Below are 18,407 nucleotides of genomic sequence, written 5' to 3'. Positions count from 1 at the left end.
TCCTTTTCTCTCTATCGTATGAAAGCTGCAATCATCTGTTTTCCGTCCGGTGTCATGATAGATTCCGGGTGAAACTGCAATCCGTAAATCGGATACTCCCGGTGTTCTACCGCCATCACTTCACCTTCTACCGTGCGGGCTGTCACTTTCAGGCATTCCGGAAGTGTGTCCTCATCTACCGCCAGCGAATGATATCTGGCTACCGGAGCCTGCGCCGGACAGTCATGGAACATCTTCGATCCCACATCAAATGTGGTCTCCGACTGTTTGCCATGCATCAGCTCTTTTGCATAAGTCACTGTCCCGCCAAAGGCTGCGCAGATCGCCTGATGCCCCAGGCACACGCCTAGAACAGGAATCTCACTGCCAAGTTCCCTTGCCACATCCATGATCACGCCGGCATCCTCCGGTCTTCCGGGTCCCGGTGACAGGATGATCCGCTCCGGATGCAGAGCGCGAATCTCGTCTACCGTCAATTCATCATTGCGGATCACCCGGATATCCGGATTGATCTCTCCAATGAACTGGTAGAGATTGTATGCAAAGCTGTCATAATTATCGATCAGTAATATCATACATCTGCCTCCTCTGCTAATTTCAATGCATTGACTACTGCCTTTGCCTTATTGATACATTCTTCATATTCTTTTTCTGGTACGGAGTCTGCTACAATTCCGGCTCCGCTCCGGACAAATACTTTACCGTTCTTTTTATATGCGATACGGATTGCAATGCAGGTATCCATATTGCCGGTAAAATCAATATATCCAATCGCTCCTCCGTAGATACCGCGCTTATTATTCTCCAGTTCTCCGATGAGCTGACATGCACGGATCTTCGGTGCGCCCGAAAGAGTTCCTGCCGGAAGCACTGCCTCTACTGCATCCAGTGCATCCTTATCATCCCGGATAATTCCCCGTACCGTCGAACCGATATGCATCACATGCGAGAATCGTTCGATGGAATGCAGACTTTCTACTTCCACGGTGCCGAACCTGCTGAGCCTGCCAAGGTCATTTCGCCCAAGATCCACCAGCATATTGTGTTCTGCAAGCTCTTTCTCATCTGACAGGAGTTCCGCTTCCAGTGCCTGATCTTCTGCTTCTGTCTTACCCCTCGGTCTGGTACCTGCGAGCGGAAAGGTATGTAACACGCCATCCTCAAGCTTCACCAGCGTTTCCGGAGACGCTCCTGCGACCTCCACATCTGTTCCGGAAAAATAGAACATATACGGAGATGGATTCAGTGTCCGCAGTACACGGTAGGTATTTAACAGACTTCCCTCAAACGGTGCTGCCAGACGGTTGGAAAGTACGATCTGGAAAATGTCTCCTTCACGGATATAAGCTTTCGCACTCTCTACCATATCGCAATAACGCTCTTTATCGAATAATGGCTGTACCTCTCCGAGCAGGCGGCCTGCCGGTTCATCCTTTTTCTCACCATTTCTCAGCAGATTCCGCATCTGTTTTAATTCCATAACCGCCTTGTTATAACCGACTTCCGGATCCGCGAGCGGCATATTTACGATCAGGATGATCTTCTGCTTCAGATTATCAAATGCAATCACCTTATCAAACAGCATCAGATCTACATCCTTAAAGTTCTCCGTATCTTCCACCTCGCGTTTCACCGTCGGTTCGCTGTAACCCAGATAATCATAGGAGAAATAGCCCACCAGACCGCCTGTGAATGATGACAGGTATTCCATCTTCGGACTCTTATAGTCCGCCAGGATCTGCCGCAGCACTTCTGACGGATTGTCTGTTTTCACCCGGATACCACCCGCCTGCATCTCACCGTCCATACAGGTGATCTCCATCTTCGGGTCATACCCGAGGAATGTATAGCGTCCCCATTTTTCATCCTGCTGTGCCGATTCTAGCATATAGCAGTGTGTGGACACATTTTTTAAAATACGCATTGCTTCAATAGGGGTACAGATGTCGGATAAGATCTCACAACTGATCGGTACGACTTTGTATTCGCCGGATGCTGCGAGTCTCCGGACATCTTCAAGATTCGGTAAAATATTCATGCTGTCTGCCTCCTTGTAAACAATTGCTCTGTCGGGACTTCTTGTTAAGAGGAAATTCTCACGTAATTTCCTCTTAACCGAGTAGTCTAACGCCTACTCGCCGTGCAATCAATGCCATCTCGCCTGCCGGCTCGATGAACATTGGCCGTCCTATAGAAATTCGTGCAAGCACGATTTCTGCATGACGGCTTATTGCACAAAAAAAGTCCTTGACAGAAAGATACTCTTTCTGTCAAGGACGAATGTACTAATCACTATCCGCGGTGCCACCTTGTATTCACAGGAATAAACCTGTGCTCTTATCAGGATACCTCTATATCCCCGGCAACTGACGTATGCCTTCACGTTGCAGAATACTCTGTGAATCTATAATACAATGATCACTGTGATCATCATGACAGATAAAATCCGGTTCACATTTGACTGCACCCTCCGTGGTCCATTTGACAACTTGTTTCTCATCCGGTTCTCAGCATCCCGGACTCTCTGTAAAGGCATGATTGCCGTTATCTCCACTTCATCGGTTTGAAGTATTAATTTACTAAATAATAGCACGATGAAAAAATCATGTCAACGGTGAATTTTATTTAATTCCAATAATCGGTCTCATATTTCAGATCAATATTTTTTGCCTTAAACACAGGGTTCACTCCCGCTTTCATCTGCTTCTCATAATCTGCCAACGCCTTCAGTGCAATATTAGACAGGATCAGAATGACCGGAATATTAATGAGAGCCATGACTCCCATCAACACATCTGAAATGTTCCAGAGCATGGACACTTCCATCCCGGCACCTAGGAATACCACCAGTGCAGATATCAGACGAAATCCTTTCATGAAAGCTTTACTTGGTTCACCTTTATGAATATAATTCAGCAGATTATCACAATAGAAACAGTTGCCAAGTAATGTGGTAAATGCAAAAAGTACCATTGCAATTGCGATGAAGATCGGTCCGAAGCCACCCAGTGATTCACGCAGTGCTTCCTGTACCCACGGTGCACCTTGCAGTTCTTCTGTCGGTGCGATACCGGATGACATACACATCATCGCAGTTGCAGTACACAGAAGCAGTGTATCAATAAACACAGACAGCATCTGCACCATTCCCTGTTTAACCGGATGACTGACCTGTGCTGACGCAGACGCATTCGGCGCAGAACCGATACCTGCTTCATTAGAATAAAGCCCGCGACGGATTCCCTGCATCATAGCTGAGCCTGCGAATGCTCCAAAAATTGCATTGAAATCGAACGCTTCCTCAAAAATCTTAGTGAATACCATCGGCAGATAGGCATGATTAATAATCAGAACCACGATCGAGATCAGGATATACGCCACTCCCATAATCGGAACCAATGTAGAAGTCACCTTCACAATACGGGAACCTCCGCCCAACAGACACCATCCGGTAATCACTGCCAGAATACCTCCAATGATCCATGGCGACCACTTTACATCATAAAATGCAAATCCGGAAAATGTGGACTGCAGATTGTACGATGCAAGCATGTTAAATCCAAATGCATAAGTCGCAATCATAGAGATGCAGAAAACAATTGCCAACGGTCTGCTGTGAAGAGCTGCTTCTATATAATAAGCAGGACCTCCATAACATTCCCCGTCTTTTCCTTTTTTCTTAAATATCTGTGCCAGTGTACTTTCTACAAATGCAGATGCACTGCCAATGATCGCGATCACCCACATCCAGAATACGGAGCCGAATCCCCCGATACAGATTGCAGTCGACACGCCAACAATATTACCGGTTCCTACCCTAGATGCGGTAGATACCATCAACGCCTGAAAGGATGATACCCCATCTCCATCCTCCGGCTTCTCTACAACTGCCATGCATGCATCTTTAAATAATCTTATCTGTGGCAGTTTTGTCCGGATCGTAAAATAGATTCCGGCTCCGATCAGCAGTATCACCAGCAGCTTGCTGTACATGAACGTACTAATAGTGTCAATAATCATTCCCAACATAAAACCTCTCTCCTTTATCTTCCAGCTTAGCCAAGCTGTTTCTCCAATAGTGCGGCAGCTGCTCTGATGCAGTCATCACAAGGCAGGATTACCTTTCCTGTCTCCACACCCTTAAGTTCCTTACAGACTACTGTTCCGTATGTCTCCTTAAATTCTGTCATGATCGCACGAATATCCTCTGTTGTCTTCTTGCGATCCTTATGGATCAATCCTAATACCATCGCTGCACCTGACAATGCACCACAGTTGCCTTCCATAGTCGCAAGCCCAACCCCAAATGCCTGAGTAGCTGCTTTTAATGTCTCCTCATCTACCCCGGCTTCTTCTGCAAAACTACATGCAACAGCCTGTGCACAGTTACACTTTCCATTGTACTTCTTTTCAATTGCCAACTCCGCTTTGCTCATAATCAGCTTTCCTCTCTTTCGTTGATATATAATCATTTCTTGATTTATGATTACTTCCCAGTTGATTCTACTATACATCATAAGTTTTTTCCAGAGATATTTACGGATGCCAGGGGCAAAAGACTATTTATTAGCATAAGTTATCAATGTCCGTTAAAAGTTCTCATAACCAGACTCATTTACACCCACAGCATTCGATGTTACACTTTTATTCAGGCAGGACATCGTACGACAGCGTACTCGTGATCCTGCCAAACCACGTTGTTGACTTAATATTTATTACTTACTTCTAGGAGGAAAAACTATGAATGCAATTATGACTGACCTGATGGCTGTAATCGGTGTCGTACTGAATGGACTTCCGCAGGGACTCCTGGCACTGGCTTATGGATTCGCCTCTGTACCTACTGCACTGGCATTTTTTGTAGGTGCGATCGGTAACACGGTAACACAGAGCGTGGCTCCGATCTCTTTCCAGGCTGAGACGATCACCTACGCCGGTACAGCCGGCAAGGACCGTTCTGAGCGATGCACCATGATCTTTATCGGCGGTGTGATCATGGCTCTGATCGGTGCTCTGGGTCTTTTAACTAAAATCGTGAATTTTGTCGGTGAAGATGTCGCTTTCGGTATGATGGCCGGTGTTGGTATCATCCTTACCAAAGCTGCAATCGATATGGTAAAAAGCGATGCCATTTCCGGAGGCGTATCTCTGGCAGTAGCACTCATTACTTATTATTTCACAAAAGACAGTGCTAATACACTGGTATATACCATCGTGATCTCTGTTGTCGCATCCTGCATTGCCAATGCAATCTTCAACAAAGAAAAATCAAGCATTGTCGTAGAAGATGACAAATTCATCCGTCAGAAATTCACCATCAACGCTAACGTAATCCTTGGTGCTCTCGGAATGGTATGTCTGAACATCGGTTCCAACATTTCCTTCGGAGGAATCACAGCCGGAATGGCAACAGGCGGTAATTACAATGTAGATACACTGACTGTAATCTCCTCTCTGGCAGATATGTGCTCTTCTTTCTTCGGTGGTGCTCCGGTAGAGTCTATTATCTCTGCTACCGCTAATGCACCGCATGCTGTATGGGCCGGTGTTGCAATGATGGTTGTGATCGGTGTGATCCTGCTTCTGAAACTGCTTCCGAAGATCGGTAAATACGTACCGGCTTCTTCTATCGCAGGTTTCTTATTTGTACTTGGTATCTTCAAGACCGTTGTACTGGATGCCCCTTCTGCCCTGGCAACAAATGCTGCAGTAGGCGGAACAACTATGGTCGTAACAGCAGTAACCAATCCATTCCTCGGAATGCTCGCCGGTGTTGCAGCTAAGTTCCTTGGATTATAAGGAGGAATGTATTATTATGAAAACATACAATATGACTTTGTGCAATGTAGATCGTACCCTTCCATTTATCCCGATCAGCGAGGATATGGCATTTGCAAGTTTCGTAGTCCTTGGCGACACTGAACTGGTCAGCGCCTGCGCACCTGAACTTGTCAGAAAAATCGGCAATGTGGATGCTATCGTAACCGCAGAAGCCAAAGGTATCGCACTTGCATATGAGGTCAGCAGACAGCTTGGTCTCAAAGAATTTATCGTAGCCAGAAAGAGTACAAAGTCTTACATGAAAGATGTGGTATCCGCATCCGTTCATTCCATTACAACTGCCGGAGAGCAGCATCTGTATCTGGATGGAAAAGACGCCGATAAGATCCGTGGCAAAAGAGTCTGCCTGTTGGATGATGTCATTTCTACCGGAGAATCTCTCCACGCACTGGAGTGCCTGATGGAAAATGCAGGCGCCAAGGTCGTTAAGAAAGCCGCAATCCTTGCAGAAGGCGATGCAGCAGACAGAGAAGACATCCTCTTCCTGCAGAAGCTTCCGCTTTTCCGCAAGTTATCCGATGGTGAATACAACGCTATCGACTAAACTCGTTTTTCATCTCGAAAAGCCCCTGGGTATACGGTCCAGCAGCCGTGTATCCCGGGGCTTTTCCCATACAGATCTTTTGCTCCGTAGATATCTGCAATAGAGGAACCGGCAGCTGATGAGACCCGGCAAAGATAAAAAAGGTGCGCCTTACGGCGCACCTTTAATATTCTGAATATCATCATTTCCAAAAATATACAGATCCCCTTTCTGTACATACGTCCCACCGGCTTCCGTAAGAATTAATATACCGGCGGAAATGTCCCACAGATTCAGATCCAGTTCCAGATACATCTTCGCTTTCCCCGATGCTACCAGACAGATATCAAGAGAAGACGGTCCGATCCGCTTCATATCCGATGCGATTGCATAATACTTCTGTACAATATCTAATATCTTCCCTGTCTTCCTCCTGTCATATGGCATTCCAAACACCACAATCCCTTCATCCGGCGGAAATGTCCTGACTCGCAGCTGTGTTACCATTCCTTTTTCCAGGATATAGCTTCCCTTTCCTTTACATGCGTAATACCAGATATCATCTTTAGGGTTATATACCACCCCTAAGAGAATATGATCCGGCTGTTCATATACGAGAGCTACAGACACTGCATACTGCAGACCATTGATAAAATTAGTCGTTCCGTCAATCGGATCAATGATCCAGTTAAACTTCTGCTCCAATTGTGCTTCCGTTTCCTCTGCGATCACCCCGGAACCCGGCACCAGCTGCTGAAACCGATCGATCAGTTCCTGTTCTATCTTCTTATCAACCGTTGTAACAAAATTACCCTGTCCTTTTTTTTCGATTGAGTACGATGTACCTATATACTTATCCACCACATTTTTGATGATCGGCATCAGTGTCTTCTCACAAAACTCCAGTCCATACTCCATATGATCCATTATCTCTTACTTCCTTCTCTTTAATATATCCACATAAATTCACATTGCTCTGTCAAAAAAGAACTCAATTCTTCCAGATAGGAATTGCCCCCTATATAGTTGGTCTTTCCATCAAAAATTTTAACAGGCAAAAAGATCGATTCTGATATCCGATTTCTTTCCGAAGTTGAATCACCGATCAGAAACTGTATTGACAGACTGTTCTGTGTCTTGGCAGACAGGACGCCCTTGTATGTCTTTAACTTACGCACATTGCGGTTGCAGACAATATCCAGCACCTTACTTCCAATACATATGCGGAATGTATATGCCGGAACAAACGGTGTCCTTTTGCTGACCGTCCCTTCTTTTGCCTGGCATTCCTTTATGCTTTCTACAAACAGTTCGATCAGATTCTCAATATCACTGAAATCCACTTCCCAGTACGTAGAACGGTTTGTAATATACTCGACCAGTTCGATATACTCTCTCCAGTGCATTCCTTCCCGATATGAAATGATCCGGTCCAGTGACCAATTCTCAAGATAGAAATTATCACCGATCTCCCCGATCTTATCAAGTATCGCCTCATTGCCGAAAAATTCTGAAAAGGCATATTCCAGTTCATCCGGACTCACTTCTTTCAGTCCATGTGTCAGATACAGCTGATGGATAAATGTATCCTCCGGTCGTATATCACTGGGAATCAGGGCTGCACAATTAAAAAAGTTCGTGAAAATAGAATTATAATATACATCTATCATTTTTTTCAATTCCCTGTGAAATGGCTTGTTTTCATCAAATATGCAATTCAGTACCGGATCCGGATGATTTTCTGACTTATCAACCACCACAAAATTACGGTAAAACGCTGACCGGCTGTACCCTTTCACATCTGACCTACGTCCCGTCCCAATGATGTGTGTCTGCAAAAACACAGACATTTCGATCTCCTTCAACGTTGATAAAAATTCTTTTTTCTGAACGACATCAAAATCAAAACATTCTGCCAGCATATCATTCGTCTCTTTGTTAAATGCCAGTGTTGTACACTGTTTCACGAGTTCCTGACTGTGTTTGTCTACCGGCGTCTCCCAGTTTTCCCGAATACAGTACATGGCGATCTCTGTACACAGCCGGTTCCATTCATCGACTGCATGGCGCATCGTAGAGTACTCCGGCAGCTCATCCACATACGGCGTCAGTTCATGGTCACCATACAAAAATACAATAATGCTTCCATTCTTCAGCAAATGTGCAAATGCATTCTGCTCCCGTTCCTTGTATTCGTGTGCAAAATATAATTTCTGCAGACTTTTGCTGTTAAGGATCGATGCCCTGTTTAAGATGATCTGTCTTGTATGCATCAACGCAAGATACAGATTCTTCATCTGATATGTCTCCAAAAACTGCTGGACGCATTCTGCTTCAAACCCATAATGCATAAACTGCCCCTTCATGTCTGAATCATCCGCAATAATCTCATCCGGCAGCCACTGGTTATCCAATGCAAAAGGAAATGCTGTCGAAGGAGCAAGGTCACTTGCATGTACCCGGTAAAAGCAATTCTCAGCAACATTATCATATACCTTCTCCGGCACCCCGGCCTCATAAATATATTCATTGCTTTTACGGAAATCAATCCCTTCCGTATACGTCATCTTACCATTCAATGCACGTATCAGCTCCTGCATTTTTGCAATACTGATCGTCCCTTTTGCATCAAGCTGGATAAACTGGATAACTTGCAGACACTCGATAATCTTCTTCACCTTGCCGTCACCGGTATCCGGAAACCACGATGGATGCACATTGCCAATGACTACAAACAACACATAAAAGTTCTCATCTTTTTCATTTCTGTCCAGTGCTTCCGATATTTCACGCAGTACTTCCATCCTCCGCACCGAATTCTTGGAAATCAATGCGATCATCATGTCTGCTGTCTGCAGTGCTTCATTGATATTATTGGCCCAGCTCTGACCAACCACTAATTTATCCACATCTATCCAGACATCATATCCCTGTCTGGTAAGAAACCGTGCGATTCCCTTTGCACACACGCTGTCCTGATGTGAATAACTGATAAAAACTCTCTTACCCATGCAGTTCCCTCCTAAAAAAGCTGACTTAATTATAAAGGAAATATCAGAGAATTTCCACCTCTTCAAATGCTTTCAAAAAAAAGCCTGCTCGACTCGTCGCACATACAAAAATGGTGCCGGGAATAAATCCCGACACCATTTTAATTTTTTTATTCTTCTTAGCCTAACAGCAGTAAGCCGAATACCAATGTAAAGAGGGCTACTGTCTCTACGATACCGATTACGATAAAGTAGTTCGCTGTACCTTTTCCGGTTGCACCCAACGCATCAGCTGCTCCGGCTGCACACTTGCCCTGGAATAATGCGGAAAGTCCGATCGCAAGTCCGCAGAAAAGTCCAACGCCAAGTGCAAGTCCTGCGTCTGCTCCGCCATCTACTGCACTCTTGATAAAGTTCATAAGAAGGAATCCGTAGATTGTCTGTGTCAGAGGTGCTCCGGCAAATGCGATCATAATGAACGGTGCCGGTTTACCGCTTGCATAACACTTTTTCCATGCTCCTACTGCTGCCTGTCCTGCAAATCCTGCACCAAATGCTGATCCTGAAGCGGATAAACCAAGTGCAGCTGCCATTCCAATAAATGCTAAATTCATAATCTTTCTCCTTTATAAATACTATTTTTCAATCTTATCGTTTACTTTAAATGGTTCGTATGCGATTCCTGTCCATTCCAGACCTGCCTGGCCTGAGAACTCCAGCACATTCAGTCTGACACCGTGTACTACGACTGACAGGAAACACATGACAATGTTCAGTGCATGTCCGATCAATACAACCACAATACCAATGATGATAAGTGGTCCGTGGAATCCGGCTGCAATTCCGTTGAAGCTCTGAGAAATGGCAAGTCCTGCCATACCTACCGCAAACAGACGGATGTAACTCATAACGTTACCAAAACAGCTGATCGTATTTAAGAATACGGTAAATGCATCTGCGAGTCCTGCTTTGAGTCCCTGTGCAAATGTACGATCCGGTGCCATGCCGCCAAAAAGGACTACCAGCGCAAATGCTACGCCGATCAGTACAAAGATTGGTTTGATCGCCAGCTTCTCTCCGATTACCAGATAAAGTGCCAACAAATACATTGCAACAATCGCTACAAGCCATCCCAGGTCTGCCACCCAGCTCAGATCTTTGTTAGAAAGCTTCTTCTTGATCGAGATCAGACTTCCCAGTGCCATCTGAATTGCTCCGATGGAAAATGAGAACTTCATGATCGTGTTCTGCTGCGTAAGAGCAGTCACGCCAAAGTACCCCGGATAGTTTGCAAAATCAGGAATTACCAGTGCCCTCAGGAACGGAACATTCATTGCCGATTCCAGACCAAACCAGGTTCCGGTTATCGCACCCCATATGATCGTCACGATTGATAATACAAATAGCAAATAAACTGCATTATTAAATTTCTTTGATTTCGCTGCATATGCAATGATTCCGATAAGAATCAGGCATCCATAACCTGCATCTCCAATAATCATCGCAAAGAACAGTGTAAAGAACAGGAAGAACCAAAGGGAAATATCCGGTTCTCTGTATCCTGGAAGAATACCAAGTATATCAAATACCGGTTTGATCAGTCTGGATACTTTACCGTATTTCACTTTTGTAGGAATCTGCATATCATCCTCAGCTACATCTTCCTGCGCCCATGCCCAGCCATTTTCCTTCGCAGCTGCTTTGAATCTCGAAAGATCCTCTTCCGGAAGATATCCGGAGATCCATACAAAATCCTCATCGCTTTCTGCGGTCTCGCTTGCAGATGAATAATTCTCCGCATTCTGGGCTTTCAACATCTGAACCTGAAAGCTTGACTCATACACTGCTGCTTTCTTAAAGACTTCATCACACTCAGCAATCTGCTTCTGACTGTCTTCTATCTCTTTTGTCAGTTCGTCGATTCCCTTTTCCGGAATTGCGAACTCTGCCGCAGGTATGGTCGCCGGCAGGCTTCCTATTACAGCAACGGTATCCATCTTGTCAATCGATGCCAGCCGAACCATCTGTACATTTTCATCCTGCACTGCCATCTCATACTCACGCTTACCTAATCGGTAAAAATGAAGATCATACCCTGCTTCTTTTAATTGTTTTAATTCAGCCGGAGAGAACTCACCCCAGGCTTTGATTCGTTCGATCTCTGCATTGGCTGCACTGATATCCTGAACCAGCGTGGACTTCTTATCCAGCGCATTCAGTACGCCCTGATACATTTCCTCAAATTCTTTGTCGGAAAGAACAGGTGCACTGTTTTTGTTCTTTGATTTCTTATCAGGTGCATAATCCAGCAGCTCCGTCGCCGTCTTGGAAAGTGTTGTGAATCTTTCCGTCGCCGCACGTGCCGGACTCTTCTTTTCTGCCAGATGCAGAAGTCCGAGATTACGAAGTCCTTCGAGCATCTCGTCTTTTCTGGAGACGGATGACACGACATAGACCATTTGCATCTTTTCTATCATTGTGCCGCCTCCGTTAATTTTTTCTTTGAAATCTTTCCGCGTACAACCGCCGCTGTCTGCTGATCTCCGAGGAATACACCGATCACGCGGATATTCTCCTTGGCTTCCGGAATCTTGACCTTCTCAAACAGATTCACTCGCTGTGAGGTAGAACGAAGTTCCTTCTCAAGGAGTTCCTCCTGCTTGCGGAGCGTCGATACCAGAGCATCCAGACGGGCAATCTCGCGAAGCTTTATAATCGCAGTATCAACCCACAAAGGATAGTCGTCAACGTCATAGCTGATATCTTTGAATGTCAGCTCCTGAAATGCAGGAACTGTCACGCCGGCGATATTCTCATTCTTACAGATAACGGTATCCGGCTGCACCAGGTAATCAAGCTTCATGTCCTCATCGAAGATTTCATTCTCCGCGAACACTGCTACCCAGTCATCCAGATCTCCGATCATCTGAGCACGTTCGACTTCCTTCTCATCCAGTTCAGCCTTGGTCTTCATGATCACTGACTGCAGCTGCTGCTTCTTAAGCTGCAGTGTCGGAAGATAACGCTGATACTGTTTCAGGCGGTCTTTCTGCACCTTCTGCTCATTTTTAGTAAGTTTGATAGCCATTAGCTGCTCCTTTTATTTTAATGCATCCTTATCCGGCCATCTCTCCTGCAGAAGACTTGTCTTCAAACCGGTCTCATTTGGCTCAAAGCACTCTGCAAGGATCTCCCAGCCAAGATCAAGTGCATCTTCAAGTGGAATGTTCACACTAAGATCCATTAATTTCGTCTCAAATAACTCGCCGTACTTCAGAAGCTTCTCATCCCATTCACTCATCAGGAATCCCATGGATTTCTTCTCAAGTGCTTCCTTATACTGAGAATACAGACGGATCATACCATCCATCAGTGCGCGGTGGTCATCTCTCGTCTTACCATTTACATTCTGTTTCAGACGTGACAGAGATCCAAATGGTTCAATGTGTCCATTCTTCAGATAATACTGACCTTCTGTAATATAACCTGTATTATCAGGTACCGGGTGCGTAACATCATCACCAGGCATCGTCGTAACACCAAGGATCGTGATAGATCCGGCTCCCTCGATATCAACGGCCTTCTCATAACGGGATGCAAGACAGCTGTACAGGTCTCCAGGATAACCTCGGTTCGAAGGTACCTGTTCCATAGTGATCGCCATTTCCTTCTGTGCATCTGCGTAGTTCGTCATATCGGTAAGAAGTACCAGTACTTTCTTACCGTTAAGCGCAAACTGCTCTGCAACAGCAAGTGCCATATCCGGCACCAGCGTACACTCTACGGTCGGGTCAGACGCGGTATGGATAAACATAACCGTATGGCTCATAGCACCACCTTTTTCCAGTGTATCACGGAATGCAAGGTAATCGTCATATTTCAGTCCCATACCTCCAAGTACGATCACGTCTACTTCCGCCTGCAACGCAATACGTGAAAGCAGTGCATTGTAAGGTTCTCCGGAAATAGAGAAGATCGGAAGCTTCTGGCTCTCTACCAGTGTATTGAACACATCGATCATCGGAATACCGGTACGGATCATATTCTTTGGAAGAATACGCTTCGCCGGGTTAAATGACGGTCCGCCGATCGGAATCATGTTCTCAGTAAGTGCCGGGCCGTGGTCTCTCGGTACACCGGCTCCGTCAAATACACGTCCGAGCAGGTGATCTGAGAAGGATACCATCATCGGTCGTCCAAGGAAGCGTACCGGATCGCTGGTTCCTACACCCTGCGCACCTGCAAATACCTGCAGAGATACCACATCTTTATCAAGTTTAATTACGTTCGCATAACTGTCGCCTACCAGAGCCAGGTCGCCAAGGCGCACATCCTTCGCTCTGACAGTAACAACGTTACCGACGATTGATTCTATTTTTGTATATACTTTCTGCACGCTAACATCCTCCTACTCAACAGCTTTTGATTTGTAGAATTCTGAGATTTTCTTTTCCTGTGCGTAGAATTCCGGTGATTCGAATTCTGTACCATGCCAGTCAAGGAACTCCTGTCTCAACTGATTGAAGAAACCTCGGATCTCGTTTTTGTCATCCAGATCATAGGATGCCATCAATGCATCGTAAAGGACGCCAAACTCTTCCCGCTGTCTGTCCGGAGAGCATGCCGCATCAATCGGATCGAATGAGTTCTGCTGCAGATATACGGAATCAAGAAGCTCACCCTTCTGATAAACGATGTAATCTTCTGCGGAAGTTCCTTCCTCACCAACAACCTTCATCATCTGGTTGATCTCATTTCCTCTGTGCAGAATAGAACGTGCTTCCTCCACACGAGCCATATCTACAACTCCATCGTATTTGGACCATGAATCCATCGGATGGATCGCAGGGTACTTACGTGCATCGGAACGCTCTCTGGAAAGTCCGTGGAATGCACCGACTACCTTCAGTGTTGCCTGTGTTACAGGCTCTTCAAAGTTACCACCGGCAGGTGATACGGTACCACCGATCGTAACGGATGCAATCTTGCCATCCTTAAGTCTTACCTTACCGGCACGCTCATAAAACGATGCGATCGTAGACTCCAGATATGCCGGGAATGCCTCTTCCCCAGGAATCTCTTCCAGACGTCCTGACATCTCACGCATGGCCTGTGCCCAACGGCTGGTAGAGTCTGCAAGAAGAAGTACATCCAGTCCCATCTGTCTGTAATACTCAGCCAGTGTTACAGCCGTGTAGCAGGAAGCCTCTCTGGCAGCTACCGGCATAGAAGATGTGTTACAGATAATGATGGTTCTCTCCATCAGAGATCTTCCGGTCTTCGGGTCTTCCAGTTCCGGGAACTCTTTTAAGATCTCTACAACCTCACCGGCACGCTCTCCACAAGCTGCCACGATAACAATATCTGCCTCACCATTCTTAGCTTCCATGTGCTGAAGTACGGTCTTACCTGCTCCGAAAGGTCCAGGTACACAGAATGTTCCGCCCTTCGCTACCGGAAGGAACGAATCGATACAACGGATCTGTGTTACCAGAGGCTCGTCCGGGCGAAGTCTCTCTTCGTAGCACTTAACAGCCTTTTTGATCGGCTGGGTAATAACCATGCTGAGTTCTTTTTCTTCTCCATTGCCATTTTCAATGACACAAATTGTTGCTCTTACATGATAAGAGCCTTTTTCTTTGATTGATTTAACTTTCCAGTCACTGCCTTTCAGCGTGAATGGAACCATAATCTCATGTGTAAATAATCCTTCAGGAACACTGCCGATCGAATCCCCTGCTTCTACAGCATCTCCCACTTTTACAGATGGTGTAAATTCCCATTCTCTGTCCGGAATCGGATCAAGATATACACCTCTCTCAAGGAAGAAACCACACTGCTCTGCAAGATCCGGCAATGGATTCTGAAGTCCGTCAAATACCTGGGTCAACAGGCCTGGTCCGAGTTCTACACTCATCAGTTCACCAGTGAATTCTACCTGATCTCCAACCTTGATACCGTTGGACATCTCGTAGATCTGCATGCTGGCAACACCATTGTTAATACGGATAACCTCTCCTTTCAGACGTTTTCCATCAACAAGGATATAACCCACTTCATTCTTATGAACTGAACCATTAAAGCTGACATTCGCCAGGTTTCCATTAATACCAGTTACATATCCTGTTACTGTTTCCATCAAATTCTCTCCTGTTATAAGCTATAGACGCGCTGCTGCACCTGATCAAAAAGACGTTTGAATTCCTTCTGTCCCTTTGACTGAACAAAACAGCTCTGGCGCTCAAGCAATTTTAGTTTAATCGCATACCCGAATAAATATCTGTCATCGAAAGTATGCAGGCCTACCAATGAATCAAGATTATCAAATTCGCACTCCAGCAGGATCTTCTCTGCCTCCAGCGGATTCTTCGCAGCCATTGCAGCTCCAGCAACCTGTGCGATCACCGAATCCTTATCATAGGATGTCAGATACGGTCTTCCCAGACTCACGCTTCTCTGATAATTAAGCTCACCCATAAGATTCTTATAAAAAGCTGACCACTCTTTTAACAGCGGTCCCTCTTCAGAGGAAAGGGTGAGATTCTTCAACAATTCATACTTTGATTCACTTACATTTGACTGGCACATGTCAAGAAACTCATCGTAAGTCATCGGCATGTCACCATCTGTTCTCAGGTCCGGCAGGCTGGATATCAAATAATAATATGAAGCCATAAGCACCTCCTGCTAGAAATCAAGATTTCTGAAATATGGCATCAGCATCTGCATGATCTCTTCGTCAGAACAGTCGAAATAACCCGAACCATCTTTGGCTGCCAGGCGGAATCCTGCACGCACACTCTTGGTCGGTTTGATCTCAAGACCATTCTTAATTTCTTCTGCAAGTTCTGCTTTGAGCGAATCACTCACCTCAGCAACTTCAACGGAATAATTCTGTACATCTTCATCTGCCACAACAGCCTGGATCAGCTTGCCAAGTGCAGCATCTGAAAGGTTATTCTTAATCTTTGCAGAAAGGATCTTTTCAAATTCAGCCTGGACCTCATTCTTAAATGCAAGCATAGCGTCGCGTTTTGCCTGCTCAGCACTAAGCGCTGCACTCTCTTTCAGAATGCTGATCTCTTTTTCTGAAGTCTCCTGAATATTCTTAGCCTCAGCCTTCGCATCCGCAATAATCATTTCAGCCTTTTTCTTAGCTTCTGAAATAATTGCTTCTGCTTCCGCATTCGCCGCATCAATGCCGTCCTTGCGGATTGACGAAACTAAGTCTTGAATCTGTAACTCCATAATTTCACTTCCCTTCATTTTTCAATTGTACTATTTAAGAAACAATTCACGTTTAATTATAATACATACTTCTTTTATAAACAAGAATTATTTCCAAGCATTCTGACACATTTAATATTTTGTCCAGATTTTGGCAAATTGTCTAACAATTGCCGTTTTTCATCTTGTTAGTTTCTCCTGTTTTTGTCATTCAAATTCATTTCCACTCCATTTCCGATCTATTTTCATAGATTTTCATGGATTTAGAATTCCGCAAAAAAAATGCTTGACATTTGAAATAGCAGGTCTATAATAATTTTTTGTAAAAAAGAATATCGTTCACCGAAATTCATTGATGAGAACAACGCCTTGTTTATCGCTCATTCACAGAGAGCCTGCGGCTGGTGGAAGCAGGTAATGGCAGAATAAGGATATCCTCTCTAAGAAGCGGGTTGAAAGTAATATCAGTAGACCTCGCCGTCATCCCACGTTACAGGGAACGCGTATATTCGTACGTAAGAAAGTGCTGCAGGAGCATTTCTGCAGAATCAGGGTGGTAACGCGGATAGATTTCGTCCCTTTTCAGATTGTTCTGAGAAGGGATTTTTTATTTCTTTCATATCGAATCCGGTGAGCAGTAATTATCCAAAGGAGGAAACACGTAATGAAAGCATTACAGAAAGCAAGCAAATTTTTATCAGACTACACCTCGGTCGTCGTAATCGCGATCGCAGTAGTCACATTTTTCCTTCCATCTATGATGGGATGGGTGAATCTGGCACTATTCACGGATATGGTGGCAAATAAATTCACCTGCCAGTCTATTATCATCGGAATCATCATGTTCAGCATGGGGCTTACCCTTACAACAGAAGACTTTAAAATTCTGGCACAGCGTCCATTTGACATCTGCGTCGGCGCGATTGCCCAGTACCTGATCATGCCATTCCTGGCATTTGCACTTTCAAAAGTATTAAATCTGCCAGACGGAATCGCACTTGGATTGATTCTCGTAGGATGCTGTCCTGGCGGCGTATCTTCTAATATCATGTCATACCTGTGCGGCGGTGATGTAGCATTCTCCGTAGGCATGACAACCGTATCCACATTACTTTCACCAGTCATGACTCCTCTGATGGTATCCTTCCTGGCAAGTGGTACACAGATTACGATCAAAGGACTTCCAATGTTCGTATCTATCATCGAAACGGTAATCCTTCCTGTAGGTGTCGGATTCTTATTAAATTATCTGCTCGGAAAGAAACAGACATTCCGCGAACTTCAGCAGGTAATGCCTGGAATCGCAGTGCTTGGTCTTGCATGTGTAGTAGGAGGCGTTGTATCCTCACAGGGAGCCAAATTCTTCCAGTCAGGTGTTGTAATCTTTGTTGCTGTACTGCTTCACAACGGACTCGGATATCTGCTGGGATACGGAGCCGGAAAACTGGTTGGAATGAACACATCAAAGAAGAGAACCATCTCCATCGAAGTTGGTATGCAGAATGCAGGTCTGGCAACAAACCTCGCAACAACAACCGCACAGTTTGCATCCACACCGGAATCCGCAATCATCTGCGCTGTATCCTGCACATGGCACTCCATCTCAGGAACCTTACTTGCCGGAATGTTTGCAATGCATGATAAACACAAAGAGAACTCTGCTGAGAACGTAAAAGTCGCAGCACACTAAATATATCTATTATAAAGAAGGCTCTCAGTGCAATCTATGATATGCTCCCTTTTAGGTAGACAAGTAAAATAATAAAAACTTGTTTCCTGAAAGGGGGTATTTTTTTGAGTAGAAAAGTTAAGTACAGCATAGAAGA

The 18,407-nt window shown here is 45.1% G+C and carries 16 protein-coding genes and 1 other annotated feature; of the genes, 3 read left to right on the top strand and 13 right to left on the bottom strand.

Annotated elements, in window-relative coordinates; translation table 11 throughout:
* Nucleotides 1-11 precede the first annotated feature (11 nt).
* From OCV65_RS12190 to OCV65_RS12175, 4 genes are all read right to left on the bottom strand, one after another.
* Nucleotides 12-575 (bottom strand): anthranilate synthase component II, encoded by a 564-nt coding sequence (locus tag OCV65_RS12190; RefSeq protein WP_262582270.1) that lies wholly within the window; start codon nucleotides 573-575, stop codon nucleotides 12-14.
* A complete protein-coding gene (trpE, locus tag OCV65_RS12185) occupies nucleotides 572-2,038 on the bottom strand; it encodes an anthranilate synthase component I (RefSeq protein WP_262582269.1) in 1,467 nt (488 codons plus the stop codon). Before trpE ends, OCV65_RS12190 begins: the two co-directional genes overlap by 4 nt.
* Nucleotides 2,039-2,625: 587 nt before the next feature.
* Nucleotides 2,626-4,029: an alanine/glycine:cation symporter family protein gene (locus OCV65_RS12180; RefSeq protein WP_262582268.1), complete on the bottom strand. Its 1,404-nt coding sequence runs from the start codon at nucleotides 4,027-4,029 to the stop codon at nucleotides 2,626-2,628.
* A gap of 26 nt (nucleotides 4,030-4,055) precedes the next feature.
* Nucleotides 4,056-4,436 (bottom strand): C-GCAxxG-C-C family protein, encoded by a 381-nt coding sequence (locus tag OCV65_RS12175; RefSeq protein WP_262582267.1) that lies wholly within the window; start codon nucleotides 4,434-4,436, stop codon nucleotides 4,056-4,058.
* 304 nt (nucleotides 4,437-4,740) lie between these two features.
* Between OCV65_RS12175 and OCV65_RS12170 the strand changes: the two genes are divergently transcribed.
* Entirely contained in the window at nucleotides 4,741-5,799 is a 1,059-nt protein-coding gene (locus OCV65_RS12170; RefSeq protein WP_262582266.1) for an NCS2 family permease, read from the top strand.
* Nucleotides 5,800-5,815: 16 nt separating this feature from the next.
* Nucleotides 5,816-6,385: a phosphoribosyltransferase family protein gene (locus tag OCV65_RS12165; RefSeq protein ID WP_262582265.1), complete on the top strand. Its 570-nt coding sequence runs from the start codon at nucleotides 5,816-5,818 to the stop codon at nucleotides 6,383-6,385.
* A 150-nt stretch (nucleotides 6,386-6,535) separates the two neighbouring features.
* Here the strand turns inward: OCV65_RS12165 and OCV65_RS12160 are convergent, their stop codons facing one another.
* The 9 genes from OCV65_RS12160 to OCV65_RS12120 form a co-directional block, all read right to left on the bottom strand.
* Nucleotides 6,536-7,291 (bottom strand): inositol monophosphatase family protein, encoded by a 756-nt coding sequence (locus OCV65_RS12160; RefSeq protein ID WP_262582264.1) that lies wholly within the window; start codon nucleotides 7,289-7,291, stop codon nucleotides 6,536-6,538.
* Between the two features lie 20 nt (nucleotides 7,292-7,311).
* Nucleotides 7,312-9,375, bottom strand: a complete 2,064-nt coding sequence (locus OCV65_RS12155) for a toll/interleukin-1 receptor domain-containing protein (protein WP_118452544.1) — start codon at nucleotides 9,373-9,375, stop codon at nucleotides 7,312-7,314.
* A gap of 158 nt (nucleotides 9,376-9,533) precedes the next feature.
* Nucleotides 9,534-9,968: a V-type ATP synthase subunit K gene (locus OCV65_RS12150; protein WP_118383986.1), complete on the bottom strand. Its 435-nt coding sequence runs from the start codon at nucleotides 9,966-9,968 to the stop codon at nucleotides 9,534-9,536.
* A gap of 21 nt (nucleotides 9,969-9,989) precedes the next feature.
* The gene (locus OCV65_RS12145; RefSeq protein ID WP_262582263.1) at nucleotides 9,990-11,831 is read right to left on the bottom strand and encodes a V-type ATP synthase subunit I; all 1,842 of its coding nucleotides are present in this window, start codon (nucleotides 11,829-11,831) and stop codon (nucleotides 9,990-9,992) included.
* The gene (locus OCV65_RS12140) at nucleotides 11,828-12,442 is read right to left on the bottom strand and encodes a V-type ATP synthase subunit D (protein WP_262582262.1); all 615 of its coding nucleotides are present in this window, start codon (nucleotides 12,440-12,442) and stop codon (nucleotides 11,828-11,830) included. The genes OCV65_RS12145 and OCV65_RS12140 overlap by 4 nt, the downstream gene beginning before the upstream one ends.
* A gap of 12 nt (nucleotides 12,443-12,454) precedes the next feature.
* Nucleotides 12,455-13,750, bottom strand: coding sequence for a V-type ATP synthase subunit B (locus OCV65_RS12135; protein WP_118383989.1), 1,296 nt, complete (start codon nucleotides 13,748-13,750; stop codon nucleotides 12,455-12,457).
* 12 nt (nucleotides 13,751-13,762) lie between these two features.
* On the bottom strand, nucleotides 13,763-15,493 hold the full coding sequence (locus OCV65_RS12130) for a V-type ATP synthase subunit A (protein WP_262582261.1): 1,731 nt from the start codon (nucleotides 15,491-15,493) through the stop codon (nucleotides 13,763-13,765).
* 14 nt (nucleotides 15,494-15,507) lie between these two features.
* On the bottom strand, nucleotides 15,508-16,029 hold the full coding sequence (locus OCV65_RS12125; protein WP_118452541.1) for a hypothetical protein: 522 nt from the start codon (nucleotides 16,027-16,029) through the stop codon (nucleotides 15,508-15,510).
* 12 nt (nucleotides 16,030-16,041) lie between these two features.
* Nucleotides 16,042-16,602, bottom strand: a complete 561-nt coding sequence (locus OCV65_RS12120) for a hypothetical protein (protein ID WP_262582260.1) — start codon at nucleotides 16,600-16,602, stop codon at nucleotides 16,042-16,044.
* Nucleotides 16,603-16,924: 322 nt separating this feature from the next.
* Nucleotides 16,925-17,164 (top strand) — a binding site (T-box leader).
* Between the two features lie 81 nt (nucleotides 17,165-17,245).
* On the opposite strand from OCV65_RS12120, the gene OCV65_RS12115 reads away from it, so the two are divergent.
* Complete coding sequence (locus OCV65_RS12115; RefSeq protein WP_262582259.1) at nucleotides 17,246-18,271, top strand: bile acid:sodium symporter family protein; 1,026 nt, start codon at nucleotides 17,246-17,248, stop codon at nucleotides 18,269-18,271.
* The last annotated feature ends 136 nt before the right edge of the window (nucleotides 18,272-18,407 follow it).

This window comes from Dorea ammoniilytica, from assembly GCF_025567415.1.
GTDB classification, from domain to species: domain Bacteria; phylum Bacillota; class Clostridia; order Lachnospirales; family Lachnospiraceae; genus Claveliimonas; species Claveliimonas ammoniilytica.
The sequence above is the reverse complement of the archived record's forward strand: the minus strand, read 5'-3'. Positions and strand labels throughout refer to the sequence as shown.